Raw genomic sequence first — 15,986 nt, 5'->3', positions numbered from 1 at the left:
CACCTCCTTCTGAGGCCTCAGAAGGATACATTACCGCCAGGGCTACCGTTAGTGGTAGAACTTATCAAAAAGGTTTGTCTGTAATTGACTATGATCATATACCCAAGCAAACACTTTACCCGGATTCAAAGGTCAAGGTTGTCAGGGTAGATCTCAAAAAGAAAGGTAATCTCATCGGATACATCGAGGGAGCTGGTGATGCTATCCCTTCTAATCTGGAGCAGGTTGGCTATCAGATCGAGATTCTAAGCAAGGATGATGTAGTAGCGGATAATCTGAAAAAATACGATGCAATCATTTTAGGTATTCGTGCTTTTAATACTGTTGACTGGCTATCATACAAAAACAGTGAGCTTTTCGAGTATGTGAAAAGAGGTGGTAACCTGATCATCCAATACAACACGAGTCACAGATTGGTCACACAGGAAATTGCCCCCTATAGTCTCAAGCTGTCCAGAGATCGTGTGGCTGTAGAGCAAGCTCCGGTAGATATTTTGGCTTTTGACCACCCGGTCATGAATTCACCCAATCGAATAACTGAAAAGGACTTTGATGGTTGGGTGCAAGAGCGTGGACTTTACTTTCCAGACGAATGGGCTGATGAGTTCACGCCAATATTGAAGAGCAATGATCCGGGAGAAAGTCCAAAAACAGGGGGGCTGCTCGTAGCAAGATATGGAGAGGGGTATTATGTCTACTCTGGGTACAGCTGGTTTAGAGAATTGCCAGCAGGAGTGCCGGGAGCTTATAGAATTTTTGTAAACTTGATATCCTTAGGTAAATGACCGAATTGATTTCTGAAAAAAATATAGATAAGCCACCATTTTTCAAAAAGTGGAGATTCCTCTACCTGTTTATTGCTGGTTGGCTTGCTGTTCTAATTATTTTATTTCACATTTTTAGCTCTGCGTATTAAAAAATGAATACCCTCGACCTGATTGTGCTGTTCGGCACACTATTATTTATTGTGGCCTATGGTGTTTATAAAACAAGAGGACAAAAAGATATAGAAGGCTACCTCCTAGGAGGGAATACCATGAAGTGGGGGACCATTGGACTCTCCGTGATGGCTACTCAGGCCAGTGCAATTACTTTCATATCCACACCAGGTCAGGCCTATGAGAGTGGCATGGGTTTCGTTCAAAACTATTTTGGATTACCTATCGCACTCATTGTTGTTTCAGCAGTTTTCATTCCCATTTTCTACCGCCTCAAAGTGTACACTGCTTATGAGTTTTTAGAGAAAAGGTTTGATCTAAAAACCAGATACCTTGGAGCAGCTCTTTTTCTTATTCAGCGAGGCTTAGCGGCCGGTATCACCATTTATGCTCCGGCTATTATCATTTCGTCCATTCTTCATTGGGACCTTACGGTGACCATTCTGGGAACAGGAATTTTAGTGATTATTTATACCGTTTCCGGTGGAACGAAAGCAGTTTCTATCACTCAGAAGCAGCAGATGGGAGTTATTATGGTGGGAATGTTTGCAGCCTTTTTTATGATCATCGGATACATTGGGGATCATACTTCATTTGGTGGAGCACTGGAGATAGCGGGAAATTTGGGGAAACTTGAAGCTGTGAATTTTAGTACCGATGCTGGTGAGCGATATACCATTTGGTCGGGGCTCACCGGAGGATTTTTCTTAGCTCTCTCTTATTTCGGAACAGATCAATCACAAGTGCAACGATATCTGGGTGGCACCAGTGCAGCGGAAAGTCGTATGGGATTGATGTTTAATGCCATTTTAAAAATTCCAATGCAATTTTTTATTCTGTTTGTTGGGGTGATGGTATATGTGTTTTTTATTTTTTACAATCCACCCCTTCATTTTAAAGAGGCATCTGTGGAGATAGTGGAAAATTCCGAATATGCAGGGGAGTTTCAGGCACTTGATCACGAGTATGCTCATGTGCTGGAAGAACGAAGAGCAGCTGCAGAAAATTTAGCTAATGAAGCCATATCAGATGATCAGAGGATGGCATTTGCAAGCCAGCTCAAAGAAGCTGATGCTCGCTCGGTACAGATTCGAGAGCAAGCAAAAGAGGTGATCTTAAAGGCAGATGAAACTCTTGAAACGAAAGATTCAGATTACGTCTTTCTGACATTCATTATCAACTACCTGCCCCATGGGCTGATAGGTTTGCTGATAGCAGTTATTTTCTCGGCAGCCATGTCATCCACATCATCTGAGTTGAATGCACTGGCTTCCACCACGTCAGTAGACTTTTATAAAAGAGCGATTAAAAAAGATGGTTCGGCACATCACTATTTGAATACATCTAAAATTCTGACATTAGCCTGGGGTGTATTAGCAATCTTATTTGCGATACTTGCCAAGAACTCAGAAAACCTGATCGAGGCAGTGAACATTGTGGGATCCGTCTTCTATGGTACGGTTCTGGGTATTTTTCTCGTTGCTTTTTTCTTCAAGCGTGTGATGGGACATGCAGTCTTTATTTCTGCGCTCATTGCTCAAACAGGCGTGATCATCGTACACTTCATGACAGAGGCGGGTATGTTTTCACTCAGCTACCTGTGGTACAATGTGATTGGATGTTGTGGAACGATCATTCTGAGTATAATCTTGCAAGGAATCATTGGACACAAAAAAAGCGTGAACTAAGTTCACGCTTTTGATATCTGTTATGGGCTTAATTACTTCAATGAAGCAATCAAGTCTTCATTTCTCTTGATATAACCGAAATCACCTTGCTCAAAAGCTTTGGCTTTAGCCATTGAATCCTGAGCTGCAGCGATTGCCTCTTTCTTTTTGCCCAACTTAGCTAAAATTTGAGCCTTGGTGTGTACATGCCAAAATTGACCTGAATTCTCACCCATTGAAAGATACTTGTTCATCCATTCCAATGCTTTCTCCAGATTCTCACCTGAGTTAAGGTAATAGTTAGCAGCTGCAACATAGTTCTGAGGATTTACCTGAGTTTTAGCAGCAATGTCCTTCATTACAGCCTCGTGAAAGTCAACAGTAACAGGTACTTTCCACGACGTGTTTGCCCATGCAAAATGAATATTTGCAGAAGTGTTGTCTGCACTGATGTCCGAAATTTGGAACGTCATTCTTTCTACTGAGTTATCCAGTGACATAGGTTTAACAGTCGCTTTAGCTACTACTTTTCCCTCATCGTAGTTGTTCATATTCCCTCCAATCTTTTCTGAGTGGAACATTACCTGCCATTCATCAGCCCCGGGAATTGATAAAATTTGGTATTCACCAGCTTTCACATCCTGTCCTGCTATTTTCACGTCGGTGCTAAAGGAAATCACAGTTCCTGCATTGGCACCTGTTCTCCAGACAGAACCATATTGCTCAAGATACTCATCTCCTGAGCCGAATATTTTTCTGTCTTTAACACCCGGCCGGAAATAATCAATGTTTATTTCAGTTAGACCAACAGTGGAGCTTACACTTCCTGCCGGACTTGGTTGTGGGGTGTTGATTTGCGCAGTGGCACCAAACGTGACCAACAAGCATAGCGCGATTAGATTTGTGATTCTTTTCATTTGTTAAAGGTTTTATGGTTTTCGAAATTAATACATCCGTTTACGAAAAACTTCCAAGATCGTTTTACATCCGGGAGGATGTCGTGGAAATAGCAAAGGATTTACTTGGAAAGTATTTGGTCACAGAGATAGATGGTGTTTTGACAGCCGGTAAAATCGTGGAAACAGAAGCTTACTGTGGGCGAGGAGATAAGGCTTGCCATGCTAATGAAAAACGAACACCGCGAACTGAGGTAATGTATGGAGAAGGCGGACAGGCTTATGTATATCTCTGCTACGGCATCCATCATTTGTTTAATGTGGTGACCAATGTAAAAGATAGGGCGGACGCTGTTTTGATTCGCGCGCTGGAGCCTGTGATTGGTGAGGATACGATGGCTCATAGAAGAAAGCAAACAAAGGCTAAACTTGCATCCGGTCCCGGGACACTATCTCAAGCCATGGGAATCACTACCAGGCTGACAGGAGTGGATTTGCTGGGAGATCAAATCTGGATAGCAGAAGATCCGAATCGGGAGAAAATTGAAATTTTAGCAGATACTCGCATAGGTGTAGAATATGCAGAAGAAGATGCCTTAAGGTTGTGGAGGTTTGTGATAGCTGGCAACAAGTTTGTGAGTAAGGCTGTGAAAGAAAAAAAGTCCGGCTAACCACACCGGACTTCAAATAATTCACTAGCTGTTTAGCTTTGTCACCAACTAACCAATAGAGAAACTTTACAAGTACAATAATATATACGAATATTTATATATTCAAATAATTTTCACAAAAAAATTAAAATAAATAATTGAAAAGTTCAATAATTACTCTTTTGTTGATATTTGGTCAGTTTCTGTATGCACAAGTGGCCTTTGAAGGAACAGGAATAAAAATTGATTCACTCAACACTCCCAATGGGCAGAACTATATGGTACTGAACCCATTCAAAAAGGCAATGGCCTTTACTGAGGAAATGGGTGGATCGCCTACATCTGCTCTTATCTATTTCTCAGGGAACAGAATCATCGATGGTGAAAAGTGGGAAGTACTGACCTTTCCAGATTGGCTCGGTGAAAAAGGAATGTTGAGTCCATTAGGATTCACACCGTTTGGTATTTTCTATAGCCAGGTGACCTTTGATAAAGGGATGTATTATGGAAATGTCATGTTTGTTTCAAACAATGATAAGTATGAAGTGAACATTCCATATCTGAAGAATAAGGCTCCCATTCAAAGTGGCTGTCTTTCCAAAGATGGTCGATATATGATCCTGAGTATGGAGTCCAATAACACATACGGGGTAGAAGATCTTTATGTAGTCAAAAAGAATCCCGATGGAACATGGGATCGGGCAAAAAACTTGGGCTATCAGCTTAATACCGAGTTTCAGGAAGTCACTCCTTTCCTCGCAGAGGATAATCGAACACTCTTCTTCGCGACGAATGGAAGAGGAGGTCAAGGGAGTTTTGACATTTTTTATAGTGTGCGTCAGGATGATTCCTGGCGAAACTGGAGTGAACCTGTAAACCTGGGGTCACAAATAAACACAAGTGGTTCTGAAACCTCATTCTCATTTTTAGATGGAGCCGAGTGGGCCTATTATGTAAGTTCACAGGATAGCGATGGGTATGGTGATATCATGAAAATCAAATTCAGAGAGGATATAGAAGCGGATACCGCGAAAGTGGAGGAACCAGCAATTGTAGCAGAAGGAGAATCAGAAGATCCTAAATCGGTGATTTTGAAAATTGTGGATGCAAAAACAGGAGAGCAAATACCTGCTGAGATGATCCTTGCTAAAGAAAAACGAATTGGAGCCAATGGGCTTTTTCAAATAGACTCCCTATCTGGGAATGAAGTTGAGATAAAGTCTGCCGGATACCTCCCTAAAATGGTAATGTTGGATGAGCAGCTCAAGGTCGGTGAAAACGTTATAGCGCTTTCGTCTGTTGCAAAAGGGAGTGTGATCACATTGGATCATGTCCTGTTTCATCGAGGCACGCCAAATATGATTGAAGGCTCTGAGAAGGAGCTAAACCTGGTGGTGGAGGTAATGAATGACAACCCTAACATTAAGATTTTACTTAAAGGCCACACTGACAATACCGGAGATCCGGTAAGAAATGTTCAGCTATCAGAAGCAAGGGTACGAAGTGTGAAAGAATATATCATCGCCCAGGGCATAAGTCCATACCGGGTGACAGGAAGAGGCTATGGTGGCAATCAGCCAATAGCATCAAACGAAACCGAAGAAACCAGGAAGCTTAACAGACGGGTGGAGTTTGAAGTAGTGGAGGATTAGTTTTTTCAAATGCTACCTTCTCGATCCCAAACTCCGTCATCCATTTTTTTACAAGCTTAAATCCAAAGCGTTCATATAGTGCTATAGCTGGATCATTAGCAGCACCTGTTTCTACGGTAAACAATGGACTGTTGAAATTTTCGAAAAGAAAACTTAAAAGTTTGCCTGCGATACCTTTTCTAAAAAACGCTGGATCTACCACTAGGCTTTGGATGTGGGTAGATTGTGCATCTGCTTTTATTTCCATGACGGCCACCAGCTTTTCATTTTTGTGATAGCCGTAAAAAATGGTATTTGTATTTATGAATGCTGAAAGCGGTCTTTTCAACGGAGGAAAATTATCCTCCGCATTGAGGAGTTTTGCTTCCACCACATAAGATACTTGAAACACTTCACGAATTTTCGTGGCTATACTTTTATTTTGATGATCGAGCTTAAGGATCATTCTGACTTCACCCCGGTATGAAACAACGCATCCCCTCGATTCACCACTGGGTTATTGTTTACACTCAAAATATAGCAATCGTGGGAAGCTTTTATTGGCCTTTCATAATCTCCATAAGGATCTGAGATGACACCCAGCACTTCCCCTTTTTCTACAAACGCTCCGTTTCTCACCTGCGCATAGTGAAGCCCGGCTCTACTGGCTCTGGACCAGGTAGATTTGGCAATTGTCACCGGTTCTTTCGTTGGCTTGGGAGCCTCACTGATCATTCCAAGGTGTTTCATCACGCGCTTCATACCGGAAAGTCCTTCATCTATGGCCGGCTTTCTCAGTTTTAATGATTCTCCTGCTTCATACACCAGGATACTTTTGCCAAGCTTCCCTGCTTCTTTCCGTAGCGATTTGTCTCTAAAAGGAGAATTGATGATTAAGGGAGAGGCGAATGCATTGGCGAGTGCTTCGTTCTTTGGGTCGTCGAGCATGGCTCTCACCTGTGGGTAATTATTGATGAGCTTGCCACCAGTATGAAAGTCTATTCCATAATCAATATGAGGGATGACCTCCTGCATCATGAAATATGCAAACTGACTGGCTAGAGATCCATTTTTGGTGCCGGGAAAAGATCGATTCACATCTTTGCCATCAGGCACCTCACGGCTAAAGTTGATAAACCCAAACACATTGAAAATGGGAACAAGAACCACTCGTCCGGCTTCCACCTGGTACAATTTTTTGGTGATGATCCGCCGCATGATCTCTACTCCATTAATCTCATCGCCATGCATTCCTGCCATCAGCAATAGCGTGGAGCCTTCTTTTTTAGACTCATATGAAAATATCGGAATTTCAATTACCGTGCCCGATGGAAGCCGCGCAGTTGGAATATTCTGCCGATGCAGTTTTTCTGGTTTTAAGTCAAAGTCCATATTAGCGTGATTTTAATTCTTTATCGATAGAAGCAATAAGGTTATTGATTTCAACTTTGACCTTTTGATAAGCAGCAAGAGAATACTGATGTTCAAACTTGCACAGATCTAATCGGGTAGTGACCTCATCGTCTTTCAACCATGCAGACGATCTTACCTTTGGAATGGGATCGGCGTTTAGATCTCTCACAGGGAATGACTTGTAATAGGTAGTTACCACCCACTCAAAATCGTCATATAGTTGATTGGCCTCATATTCAGATTCATACTTTATTAAAATCTGGTAGTAAAAATCGTAAAGTCGTTGTGTTTTGATTCGAATGCTATCATTGGTAATCAGATCCACACCTTTAGCTTTCAGGGTTTCGAAAGCGCTGGTTTGGGGAAGGAATAAGTAATCCCTAAATATCTGAAACAGCATCATTCCAATTTGATCTTCATAAGGTCCATCCCATTGCTCCAATGAGTCGATGAGCACCAGTGCATTTTCATGAGCTGTTTGATTGACGGTGAGGTCGATCAGGTCAAGCTCAAGGTTTGATTTAATTTCCTGCAATGCCTTAAATTCCGCTTCTTTCGTTTTGTTGACCTCCCTCATGGCATTAAGTTGGTAGGCGAGCACTATACCGATGGTGATTACGACCACTTCTATGAGCACCTGAAGTGGGTCAATTCTGCGTTGTTTTGCCATGCACTAAAAGTAGTAAAAGATGCATTCATTATATTGCCGCATCAACGCTATTTATATGCTGAACCAAAAGAAGACCATCCGAGCCTGGTGTATGTATGATTGGGCAAACTCTGTTTACTCTCTTACAATTACATCCGCCATTTTTCCTATTTATTATCAGGCAGTGGCTGTCAATGCCAATGGAGGTGATAAGGTTAAGTTTTTTGGAGCGGAAGTGGTAAACTCGGTTTTATACAGTTATGCACTCTCTGCCTCTTTTTTATTGGTTGCAATCATACTACCTATATTATCCGGGATAGCCGATTATGCAGGCAAGAAGAAGTTCTTTTTGAAAATGTTCATGTTCATTGGTTCATTTTCATGCATTGGCCTTTTCTTTTTTACCGGAAAAAATATTGAGTGGGGGATACTGTGCTCTGTGATGGCGAGCGTTGGATACTCTGGCAGTTTGGTGTTTTATGATGCCTTTTTAAATGAAATTGTCACCGAGGACAAGCGCGATATTGTGAGTGCCAAAGGGTATTCATACGGATACCTTGGAAGTGTTATTCTATTGGTGCTCAATCTTGTAGTGATAGAAATGCCAAATACGTTTGGACTCGCTGATGCTGGCATTGCTTCTCGAGTTGCCTTTTTGACAGTCGGAGTTTGGTGGATAGGTTTTTCACTTTACGCTATCGCTAAGCTACCCGAAAACCCCCATGGAAGGAAGCCTGAAGGGCACTACCTGACCAACGGCTATCGAGAGCTGAGAAATGTATGGGGTCAGCTGAAAGATATGGAGGGAATGCGGAAGTATCTGCTGGCCTTTTTCTTTTACAATATGGGCGTGCAGACGGTCATGTATTTAGCTGCTACGTTTGGTTCAAAGGAGTTGGAGATGGAAGCCTCAAAACTGATTATGACCGTTTTGCTTATTCAATTTGTAGCGATTGCTGGCTCATATTTATTTGCTTTTGTTTCTAAAAAGCGAGGTAATATCCAGTCACTGTTGGTCATGATCGTTATCTGGATTGTGTGTTGCCTTTTTGCCTATTTTGTCAAACAGGAGATAGAATTCTTTGCTCTGGCTGCTGTTGTTGGCTTAGTAATGGGAGGAATCCAGTCATTATCCAGAGCTACATTTTCTAAGATTATGCCTCCGGATACGGTTGATACTGCGTCATTTTTCAGCTTTTACGATGTGACTTACAATCTTTCCATTGTATTCGGAACGTTTGTGTATGGATATATCGAACAGGTGACAGGAAGCATGCGAAACAGTACGTTGGCACTAGCTTCATTCTTCATCATAGGTATCATTTTCTTATCTCAAGTAAAATTGAAAAATGCAACCACTCAAACTGCCTGAGTTTGATTACAAGCTGCAAGAAAACTCCATATTTTGTTTAGTGCGTAAAAAGTGGGTGATCCTTACTCCGGAGGAGTGGGTAAGACAGCATTTTCTCAATTTATTGATTACACATCTTGGCTACCCGAAGGGAATGTTTAAGCTGGAGCATTCGATGCGGTACTTCAAAAACCAAAAGCGATCAGATATTTCTGTTTTAGACAAAGAAGGGAAAATGTTTTTGCTGGTAGAATGTAAAGCCCCGGCTGTGAAGATGGATCAAAAAGTACTCAATCAGGTGGCGGAGTATAACAAGGTGCTGGATGCAAGGTATGTAGCGATAACGAATGGGTTGAGTCATTTTATTTGGAAAAAAGAAGAGGGTCGGTATGAGCATGAAAAGGAATTTCCGTCATATTTGAATCAATGAAAATCTCAAAGAAAGAATACCGAGACAAACAAAATCAAGCGACTGGTCAATTGTTGGTTTGTATTCTGGCCCTCATTATGAGTAGCGTCAATTTGTACAAGTACTTTTTCCAAGATGAAAAGTTGAAATGGTCGGTATTTGTTTGGGTTGTAATTGCCATTGCAAGTTTCATTGTATGGAGATGGAGGGAGAAGCGATTGAAAAATTTTGAAGTGGAAGAAAAATAAGCCTTATTAATGAAAATCGCTACATTTGTATTATCTGCTGACGCTTTGAAAGACAAACCACCCATAAAATTCAAAGGCAGATGAAAAAATTACTGGATCGTATTCCCCCATTCTTCAAGAATTTCTATTTTCTGGCCACATTCTTTTTTATTGTTTGGCTGGCATTTGTAGACAGCAATGATCTGTTTATGCAAGCACAGCTTTCCAGCAAGAAAGCAGAGCTGGAAGAGGCTCGTCAGTTTTATCATGATAAAATTATGCAGGTAAAGAATGATCAGGCGGCTCTGAATAACAATCCTGATCTTCTGGAGAAGATGGCTCGCGAAAAGTATCTGATGAAAAAGGATAACGAGGATTTATACATTGTCGTTAAAGAAAACTGATGAAAACTCTTCTGTCAGTACTTACGCTGTTTTTGGCTCTTACGGTAGCCAGTCAAAACAAATTGGCCGATAAAATCTATTTCGGAGGAGGTTTTGGGTTTAGTGCAGGCTCTAATCAAACAAACCTTAGCTTGTCACCACAAGTAGGCTACAAAATAACAGATGCTTTTTCAGCAGGTGTGGGGATTTCTTATCAATATGTGAAAGTCAAAAACCCAGATATTTCCATTAACAATTATGGATGGAGTGTATTTAGTCGATACAACATTGTCCAACAGTTTTTTGCATATTCAGAGTTTGAGCGTTTGTCTTTCGAGTACCCTGCGAATTTTGATCCGGTCAGAACGGAGAGAACTGGATACAACAGCCTATTGATCGGAGGAGGATATTCCGAACAACTGGGAGGTAGGGCCTCTTTTAGTATGATGGCTCTGTACAATGTCCTTTACGATGAGACGGTACTCCCACGGCCATACAGTAGCCCATGGGTGATCCGTGCCGGTATTGGTGTGGGTATATTTTAGTTTGTTACAAAGTTGAAATCCATCTCAAGAAGTTCGCTATAGTCCAGCCCCATTTCTCTCATTTCTTCATCCTGCTTTTCGTATAGCCAGTTAACAATCATGGAAGGTTTTTTTGCTCTGAGATCCTTGAGCATTTCAAGAAGCGATTTTGCAGTCCATGCATTGAAAACACGAAACTTAAAGTTGAGATTGAAATAATCTCCATTAGCCAATTGCTTTTTGATTTCATTGGTTACCTCAGAAAAAAGTGGAGAGTCATTACACAAGGAATCACCTTTTATAAGCACACTCTTAAATCGAGAATCCATGATGATGGTAGGGGATGTGTGTGTTGATTTTCTGAAGTAATCCATAAGGATTTGCATTAATTTGAAATTGCACTTATTTAATATCTAAATTAACTATATCAAGACTTGATGGTTTTCATAATTAGCTGAGATGACCAAAAACCCAGTTCAGGTGATCAGTTATCTCGGTGGTTCTTCGATACTTTTACGGATCGAACCAGCGAGTTTAGCTGCCTGGAATGTTCAGAAGTGATTGGTGATTTGGTCACCAGCTCAAAACGTTGATTATACTTTGAGAAAGTATAAATTATGGTTGCAGATTTTTCGTCGATTGCTTCAAAGTAAGATGCTGGCTCACCAGCTATTTTAGTTTTTCCAGTTGGTGCGGGCTTTATGTCCAATTGTAGTTGCTCCTCAAATATTATCTCACCATATGGCTGAGCGCCTTCAAAATAAGTGATGGAAAAATACGTGCTGGCAGTGTCTTGCATTGAGGGGCTGACCTTAACGACATAACCATCATCGAATACCTCCCAGCCTTTCGGTTTTTTAATGCTGAATGTGAGGTCTGGATCGTCGAAAGTAACCCGCTGTGCCGAAGCGGATACTATTAGTAAAAGAAGGGTAAGGCTAATTATAATCCGCATACCTCTTTTTTACGATATCAATAGACGTCCGGATCATTTCTTCCAAAATGTTCAGATCAATATCAGAAAGGCGCTTGACATACAGACAGCTGACACTGGTTTTGCACTTCCCAAGTTTTTTCAAAAGCGGATCCATTTTTTCATATCCTGACATGAGATATAGTGTGAGCGATTGTTTTCTGGGTGAAAATCCGGTCAGCATCCAGTCACCCTCTCTTCCGCTTTCGTATACGTAATGGTATTTGCCAAACCCAACAATCGAAGGTCCCCACATGACAGGCTTTTCTCCACTTACTTTTTGCATGAGCTTTAGAACTTCCCACGCATCATCACGCTTCCACTCCGGCTCAATGGAATCCATAAATGCTTCTACACTTTGGTCGTTGGGTTGGGTTTTGAGGTCAGACATTTCGTTAAGGATTACCGGTACTAATTTACTAATTGCCAGCTATCAACTCGACTCCCAATTTCTCTCCAAGTTCTTTTAAATCTTCAACAACCGGATCTAGCAGGTCAATACCATTTTTTAATCGCTCGGCAGTCATCTCTCTTTCAGGGTCACCCGGGATCAGTACTTTTTCATCCGGATTCACCGTTTTAGAGGCTCTAAATCGCTCGATCCAGTTATCCATGTGTGATTTGAATTCTTCACCATCACGGAAGGCATCTATGCGCATGGCCCCAAAGAAGTGCCCAAGTCCTTCACCTACAGGATTGGGTGCGGGATCGATGAAGGCTACAAATGGCGGCACCCAAGGGCCATAATTTGCCCCGGAAAGCACAGCGGATAAAATATCCACTACAGCTCCCAATGCATATCCCTTATGTGAACCATGCTCTCTGTCCCCGCCAAGCGGACGCATGGAGCCACCTTTTACCAGGCCTTTTGCATCCGTAGTGATGTGGCCTTCTTTGTCCTGAAGCCAGCCTTCTGGGGCATCCAGTCCTTTGCGCTGAAGGACTTCCAGCTTTCCGTTTGCAGCGGTGGTTGTGGCCATATCCAGGACAAATGGTGGCTGATTTTTTGTTGGGATGGCAATGGAAATTGGGTTGGTGCCAAGTAATCTTTCTTTAGAGAAAGTGGGAGAAACCAAAGGGCTTGCATTGGTAAGGGATATCCCTATGCAATCTTCATCAAGCGCCATCATGGCATGGTATCCCGCAATGCCGTAATGATTTGAGTTCTTCACAGCTACCCATCCAGAACCCACATTTTTTGCTTTTTCAATAGCCAGCTTCATGGCGTGCGGCCCCACGACAAGACCAAGCCCCAAATCTCCATCAACCACAGCGGTGGAGGGGGTTTCGTGCACAGTTTTTATTGTCGGCGTGGCATTTAGACGCTTCTTTTCATGAAGTCGGATGTAGCCGGATAACCGGGCTACTCCATGAGAGTCAACTCCTCTGAGATCGGCACTTACTAAAACATCGGCAGCCTGCTTCGCTTCTGCTTCAGGACAACCTATGCTGATAAATACATTTGTGGCAAATCGCTTAAGTTCTTCCGCTGAAAAAATCATTCGGCGAAATTACTCATTTAGCTCTGCTATGATCTGGTTGAAAACCAAAATTACGTTTCTAGCCTTCTCAATATCTGTGAGACTCAACTCAAATCCATCCTGATAGTTTTCGATTTCACCATCCTTGTAATACTTGATGATGTCCTCCTTGAATTTGGTTTCGAATGATACTGCCAAAGTTTTACTTCCAATTTTATATTGAATGCTTTTTGGATTTATATCTGTGAAGTTGAACTCAAAAATCTCTTCTTGTCCACCCTTCGCGTCAACTTCCAGTTTCGTCAGCTTGATTTTTTCAAGGTCTGACTCATCCAATCGCTCAAACGTCTGTGTAATCGTTTTATCTCCTACGCGAACCTCATTCATGTTTTCGGTGAGCCAGACTATTTTTTGCTCTATAGTCATATTGGCAAACGGATCCACATAGTCTCGCTCGCATATTTTGATCGCGTCTGTGAGTGCAGCTTTTATCCTTCTTGCTACCTCTATATTCTCCGCATAAATTTTGAGTTCATCGTCATATCCATCAAACTCATCATTTTCATACATTTTCAATAAATCCAGGGACTCCTTGGTTGTGAATTCAACAAACATTTTATCGGATGACACATCGTAATCAATCAGGTTTCCATTGATGTCGATCAGGTTTAGCTGAGCTTCTGTTTTCTTTGTAGACTTGGCATCAGCATCAATTTGAATAAACTTAATGAGGCAGTCGCCTTCTATTGACTGCTCCATAGATTCATCTCCATAGTCGATATTCAATACATACTTCTTAAGGTAGTCTAGTGCAGTGGATAGGGTTTCAAACTTTTGAATGGACTCTTCAACTTTGTCTTCTGCAAGAGGTACGGCTTTTGTCAGAATATTTTTAAGGTCTCTGGCTTCTTCCACATTATTGGTAAAGATTTCAATCTCATCATCAAAACCATCAGGAGCTCCATTATCCAATACTTTGATCAGCTTTTGTTTTCTCTTTGTCTCAAAATCAAGTGAGAAACTTGATCCTGAGATATTGAATTTCAGACTGTTGATATTGATGTCAGCCAGGTTGAAAATGTATTGCTTTTCCACTGAGGATTTTGATGTAATGGCTGTTTGGATGAGTCGTACATTGCCAGGAAAATCTTCAAGTGCAACCAGGGTTTGATTATAAGATTTGCTTCCGCTCTCTGCGTTCACAATGTTCGTTTCCAGCCACTTTTCCATCTCAGGGTAGGTTTCAACAGAAAGCTTATTGCTCATGATCTTCTCAGCCAGGGGGATCGCTTTTTTTATCAAATCTTTGATGATACGCGCATTGTCAATGTTTTTAGTTACCATCAGCATGTTTGAGACATAGCCTTTAACCTCTCCATTCTCATATTCTTTGATGAACTTTTGTCCATTATCAACAGTAAGGCTCAGGTAAATAATATCCTGTTTTGTTTCTTCACGAACTACATAAGGATCGAGATCAGCCACATTAAATTCATAGACCAACTCTTCACGATCTCCTTTTTTATCTACTTCTACCTGAGTGTATTTCAAGACAGAGTGGCTAAGGACTTCAATTTCATGGGTGTAGGTTTCGTCTCCGGTCTGCACTTCTACAAGATTGCTCTGAATCTCAGAGACAATGCCTTCAAACTCAGCATTTTGAGCATAACTATAAATTGAAAAAATGAGGCATACGAATCCTAATAGGTATTTCATGATAGATATGTAGGTTGTTAAAATGTAAAAGTTAAAAACTTGTGGTGGTTTCGCAATACCTAATTGGAGGTATTATTTTTGAATCGATCAAGTACGTTGTACAGGATTCCTTCTTTGAGCGCATAGCCAGATACACGGATGGACTCAAGTTCAAATTTTTCTATGATGTAATTGACCAGGACACAAGCTACCACGATCATGTCCACCCTCATCTCAATCATACCTGGAATCAGGAGTCGTTGTTCTCTGCTTTTGGAGATAAGTTCTTGATAGATTGCTCTGAATGCTTCCTTCCCAAAGGGATATTCAGTCAGGCTAAGGTCTCGCTCAATCCCATTTTCTTCACAATAGATATCACTAAGTGTATCAAAGGTGCCCGAGCATCCTATGAGTGTTTTTGGTTTGTATTCTTTACAGGCTTTCGATAAGGGCTCAAGCTCCGCATCAAAGAAATTGTAGAGATCAGATATTTCTGTTTGTGCGATTGGGTCTGTTCTATGAAATTTTTCAACAAGCCGCTGGCCACCTACTTCAAAGCTTTGCAACCAATAGGCCTGATTTTGATCTGCGATAATAAACTCAATACTCCCCCCACCAATATCCATAATTAGGTTCTTCTCTTCACCAAAATTGAGCGCTTTGCTGGCACCCAGGTGAATAAGCTCAGCTTCTCTCATCCCTGAGATCACCTCTATTTCAATTCCAGTTTGTTTTTTTATTTCTTCAACAAGAGCTCGCCCATTCTTAGCATTTCGAATGGCACTAGTGGCAGTGGCAAAAACCTGATCAATTTCATTTTGAGCGATGGTGGTTTTAAACTCATTTAGAGCGGCCAATGCACGATCCCAGGCTTGCTGATTGATCTCACCTTTATTGATTCCCTTTTCTCCAATTTTTACAGCCTTTCGCTCTCGATGAAGAATTTCATGAGATTCCTTTTCTATTCTTGCGATTAGCAGATGAAAAGTATTAGTACCCAGATCGATTACAGCGACTTTCATATTGGAGGGCGCAATTTACTAATTTGAGTGAGCTTTCAAAGAGAGACCCTTGGATTGAAGGATAGTATTTTATCTTT

General features: G+C 41.4%; 18 protein-coding genes and 1 pseudogene. 9 read left to right on the top strand and 10 right to left on the bottom strand.

Annotation, left to right across the window (positions count from 1 at the left end; translation table 11 throughout):
- Together ACEQZT_RS12685 and ACEQZT_RS12680 are read left to right on the top strand one after the other, a co-directional pair.
- Positions 1–785 (top strand): annotated as a pseudogene (locus tag ACEQZT_RS12685) (LmbE family protein); the annotation flags it as partial.
- A gap of 134 nt (positions 786–919) precedes the next feature.
- A complete protein-coding gene (locus tag ACEQZT_RS12680) occupies positions 920–2,626 on the top strand; it encodes a sodium:solute symporter (RefSeq protein ID WP_370089813.1) in 1,707 nt (568 codons plus the stop codon).
- A gap of 32 nt (positions 2,627–2,658) precedes the next feature.
- On the opposite strand, the gene ACEQZT_RS12675 is transcribed toward ACEQZT_RS12680, so the two are convergent.
- On the bottom strand, positions 2,659–3,522 hold the full coding sequence (locus tag ACEQZT_RS12675; protein ID WP_370089812.1) for a DUF2911 domain-containing protein: 864 nt from the start codon (positions 3,520–3,522) through the stop codon (positions 2,659–2,661).
- A gap of 14 nt (positions 3,523–3,536) precedes the next feature.
- Between ACEQZT_RS12675 and ACEQZT_RS12670 the strand changes: the two genes are divergently transcribed.
- Complete coding sequence (locus ACEQZT_RS12670) at positions 3,537–4,172, top strand: DNA-3-methyladenine glycosylase (protein WP_370089811.1); 636 nt, start codon at positions 3,537–3,539, stop codon at positions 4,170–4,172.
- Positions 4,173–4,309: 137 nt separating this feature from the next.
- Positions 4,310–5,803 (top strand): OmpA family protein, encoded by a 1,494-nt coding sequence (locus ACEQZT_RS12665; protein WP_370089810.1) that lies wholly within the window; start codon positions 4,310–4,312, stop codon positions 5,801–5,803.
- Here ACEQZT_RS12665 and ACEQZT_RS12660 read toward each other — a convergent pair.
- The 3 genes from ACEQZT_RS12660 to ACEQZT_RS12650 are packed head-to-tail and all read right to left on the bottom strand — an operon-like array spanning position 5,766 to position 7,865.
- Positions 5,766–6,194: a GNAT family N-acetyltransferase gene (locus ACEQZT_RS12660; protein WP_370089809.1), complete on the bottom strand. Its 429-nt coding sequence runs from the start codon at positions 6,192–6,194 to the stop codon at positions 5,766–5,768. The two genes, ACEQZT_RS12665 and ACEQZT_RS12660, sit on opposite strands and share 38 nt — an antisense overlap.
- 50 nt (positions 6,195–6,244) lie before the next feature.
- Complete coding sequence (locus tag ACEQZT_RS12655; protein ID WP_370089808.1) at positions 6,245–7,174, bottom strand: succinylglutamate desuccinylase/aspartoacylase family protein; 930 nt, start codon at positions 7,172–7,174, stop codon at positions 6,245–6,247.
- A 1-nt stretch (position 7,175) separates the two neighbouring features.
- Positions 7,176–7,865 (bottom strand): DUF6090 family protein, encoded by a 690-nt coding sequence (locus tag ACEQZT_RS12650; protein ID WP_370089807.1) that lies wholly within the window; start codon positions 7,863–7,865, stop codon positions 7,176–7,178.
- A gap of 19 nt (positions 7,866–7,884) precedes the next feature.
- Here ACEQZT_RS12650 and ACEQZT_RS12645 point away from each other — a divergent pair, with 19 nt between their 5' ends.
- From ACEQZT_RS12645 to ACEQZT_RS12625, 5 genes are all read left to right on the top strand, one after another.
- Positions 7,885–9,216: an MFS transporter gene (locus tag ACEQZT_RS12645; RefSeq protein WP_370089806.1), complete on the top strand. Its 1,332-nt coding sequence runs from the start codon at positions 7,885–7,887 to the stop codon at positions 9,214–9,216.
- Positions 9,194–9,625 carry a type I restriction enzyme HsdR N-terminal domain-containing protein gene (locus ACEQZT_RS12640; protein ID WP_370089805.1) on the top strand — a complete coding sequence of 144 codons (432 nt, stop codon included), beginning with the start codon at positions 9,194–9,196 and terminating at the stop codon, positions 9,623–9,625. Before ACEQZT_RS12645 ends, ACEQZT_RS12640 begins: the two co-directional genes overlap by 23 nt.
- Positions 9,622–9,852, top strand: coding sequence for a hypothetical protein (locus ACEQZT_RS12635; protein WP_370089804.1), 231 nt, complete (start codon positions 9,622–9,624; stop codon positions 9,850–9,852). Before ACEQZT_RS12640 ends, ACEQZT_RS12635 begins: the two co-directional genes overlap by 4 nt.
- Before the next feature lie 80 nt (positions 9,853–9,932).
- The gene (locus ACEQZT_RS12630; RefSeq protein ID WP_370089803.1) at positions 9,933–10,235 is read left to right on the top strand and encodes a septum formation initiator family protein; all 303 of its coding nucleotides are present in this window, start codon (positions 9,933–9,935) and stop codon (positions 10,233–10,235) included.
- Entirely contained in the window at positions 10,235–10,759 is a 525-nt protein-coding gene (locus tag ACEQZT_RS12625; protein WP_370089802.1) for a hypothetical protein, read from the top strand. Before ACEQZT_RS12630 ends, ACEQZT_RS12625 begins: the two co-directional genes overlap by 1 nt.
- Here the strand turns inward: ACEQZT_RS12625 and ACEQZT_RS12620 are convergent.
- The 6 genes from ACEQZT_RS12620 to ACEQZT_RS12595 form a co-directional block, all read right to left on the bottom strand.
- Positions 10,756–11,112, bottom strand: a complete 357-nt coding sequence (locus ACEQZT_RS12620; RefSeq protein WP_370089801.1) for a SiaC family regulatory phosphoprotein — start codon at positions 11,110–11,112, stop codon at positions 10,756–10,758. The genes ACEQZT_RS12625 and ACEQZT_RS12620 overlap by 4 nt on opposite strands.
- A 110-nt stretch (positions 11,113–11,222) precedes the next feature.
- The gene (locus tag ACEQZT_RS12615; RefSeq protein ID WP_370089800.1) at positions 11,223–11,693 is read right to left on the bottom strand and encodes a hypothetical protein; all 471 of its coding nucleotides are present in this window, start codon (positions 11,691–11,693) and stop codon (positions 11,223–11,225) included.
- Positions 11,677–12,102 (bottom strand): DUF1801 domain-containing protein, encoded by a 426-nt coding sequence (locus ACEQZT_RS12610; RefSeq protein ID WP_370089799.1) that lies wholly within the window; start codon positions 12,100–12,102, stop codon positions 11,677–11,679. Before ACEQZT_RS12610 ends, ACEQZT_RS12615 begins: the two co-directional genes overlap by 17 nt.
- A gap of 28 nt (positions 12,103–12,130) precedes the next feature.
- Complete coding sequence (locus ACEQZT_RS12605) at positions 12,131–13,213, bottom strand: Ldh family oxidoreductase (RefSeq protein ID WP_370089798.1); 1,083 nt, start codon at positions 13,211–13,213, stop codon at positions 12,131–12,133.
- Between the two features lie 9 nt (positions 13,214–13,222).
- Positions 13,223–14,908: a hypothetical protein gene (locus ACEQZT_RS12600; RefSeq protein ID WP_370089797.1), complete on the bottom strand. Its 1,686-nt coding sequence runs from the start codon at positions 14,906–14,908 to the stop codon at positions 13,223–13,225.
- 59 nt (positions 14,909–14,967) lie between these two features.
- Entirely contained in the window at positions 14,968–15,909 is a 942-nt protein-coding gene (locus ACEQZT_RS12595) for an exopolyphosphatase (RefSeq protein WP_370089796.1), read from the bottom strand.
- Positions 15,910–15,986: the final 77 nt, after the last annotated feature.

The organism is Ekhidna sp. (genome assembly GCF_964218185.1).
Taxonomy (GTDB): domain Bacteria; phylum Bacteroidota; class Bacteroidia; order Cytophagales; family Cyclobacteriaceae; genus Ekhidna.
Note: the sequence above shows the minus strand (reverse complement) of the source record. Positions and strands in the feature narration are given on the sequence as shown.

Excerpts from the sequence above, each read along its gene's own strand:
- ACEQZT_RS12605 (WP_370089798.1), bottom strand. The coding sequence starts at position 13,213 with ATGATTTTTTCAGCGGAAGAACTTAAGCGATTTGCCACAAATGTATTT.
- ACEQZT_RS12610 (WP_370089799.1), bottom strand. The coding sequence starts at position 12,102 with ATGTCTGACCTCAAAACCCAACCCAACGACCAAAGTGTAGAAGCATTT.
- ACEQZT_RS12630 (WP_370089803.1), top strand. The coding sequence starts at position 9,933 with ATGAAAAAATTACTGGATCGTATTCCCCCATTCTTCAAGAATTTCTAT.
- ACEQZT_RS12645 (WP_370089806.1), top strand. The coding sequence starts at position 7,885 with ATGCATTCATTATATTGCCGCATCAACGCTATTTATATGCTGAACCAA.
- ACEQZT_RS12675 (WP_370089812.1), bottom strand. The coding sequence starts at position 3,522 with ATGAAAAGAATCACAAATCTAATCGCGCTATGCTTGTTGGTCACGTTT.
- ACEQZT_RS12640 (WP_370089805.1), top strand. The coding sequence starts at position 9,194 with ATGCAACCACTCAAACTGCCTGAGTTTGATTACAAGCTGCAAGAAAAC.
- ACEQZT_RS12680 (WP_370089813.1), top strand. The coding sequence starts at position 920 with ATGAATACCCTCGACCTGATTGTGCTGTTCGGCACACTATTATTTATT.
- ACEQZT_RS12600 (WP_370089797.1), bottom strand. The coding sequence starts at position 14,908 with ATGAAATACCTATTAGGATTCGTATGCCTCATTTTTTCAATTTATAGT.
- ACEQZT_RS12670 (WP_370089811.1), top strand. The coding sequence starts at position 3,537 with ATGGTTTTCGAAATTAATACATCCGTTTACGAAAAACTTCCAAGATCG.
- ACEQZT_RS12615 (WP_370089800.1), bottom strand. The coding sequence starts at position 11,693 with ATGCGGATTATAATTAGCCTTACCCTTCTTTTACTAATAGTATCCGCT.
- ACEQZT_RS12655 (WP_370089808.1), bottom strand. The coding sequence starts at position 7,174 with ATGGACTTTGACTTAAAACCAGAAAAACTGCATCGGCAGAATATTCCA.
- ACEQZT_RS12650 (WP_370089807.1), bottom strand. The coding sequence starts at position 7,865 with ATGGCAAAACAACGCAGAATTGACCCACTTCAGGTGCTCATAGAAGTG.
- ACEQZT_RS12625 (WP_370089802.1), top strand. The coding sequence starts at position 10,235 with ATGAAAACTCTTCTGTCAGTACTTACGCTGTTTTTGGCTCTTACGGTA.
- ACEQZT_RS12635 (WP_370089804.1), top strand. The coding sequence starts at position 9,622 with ATGAAAATCTCAAAGAAAGAATACCGAGACAAACAAAATCAAGCGACT.
- ACEQZT_RS12595 (WP_370089796.1), bottom strand. The coding sequence starts at position 15,909 with ATGAAAGTCGCTGTAATCGATCTGGGTACTAATACTTTTCATCTGCTA.
- ACEQZT_RS12620 (WP_370089801.1), bottom strand. The coding sequence starts at position 11,112 with ATGGATTACTTCAGAAAATCAACACACACATCCCCTACCATCATCATG.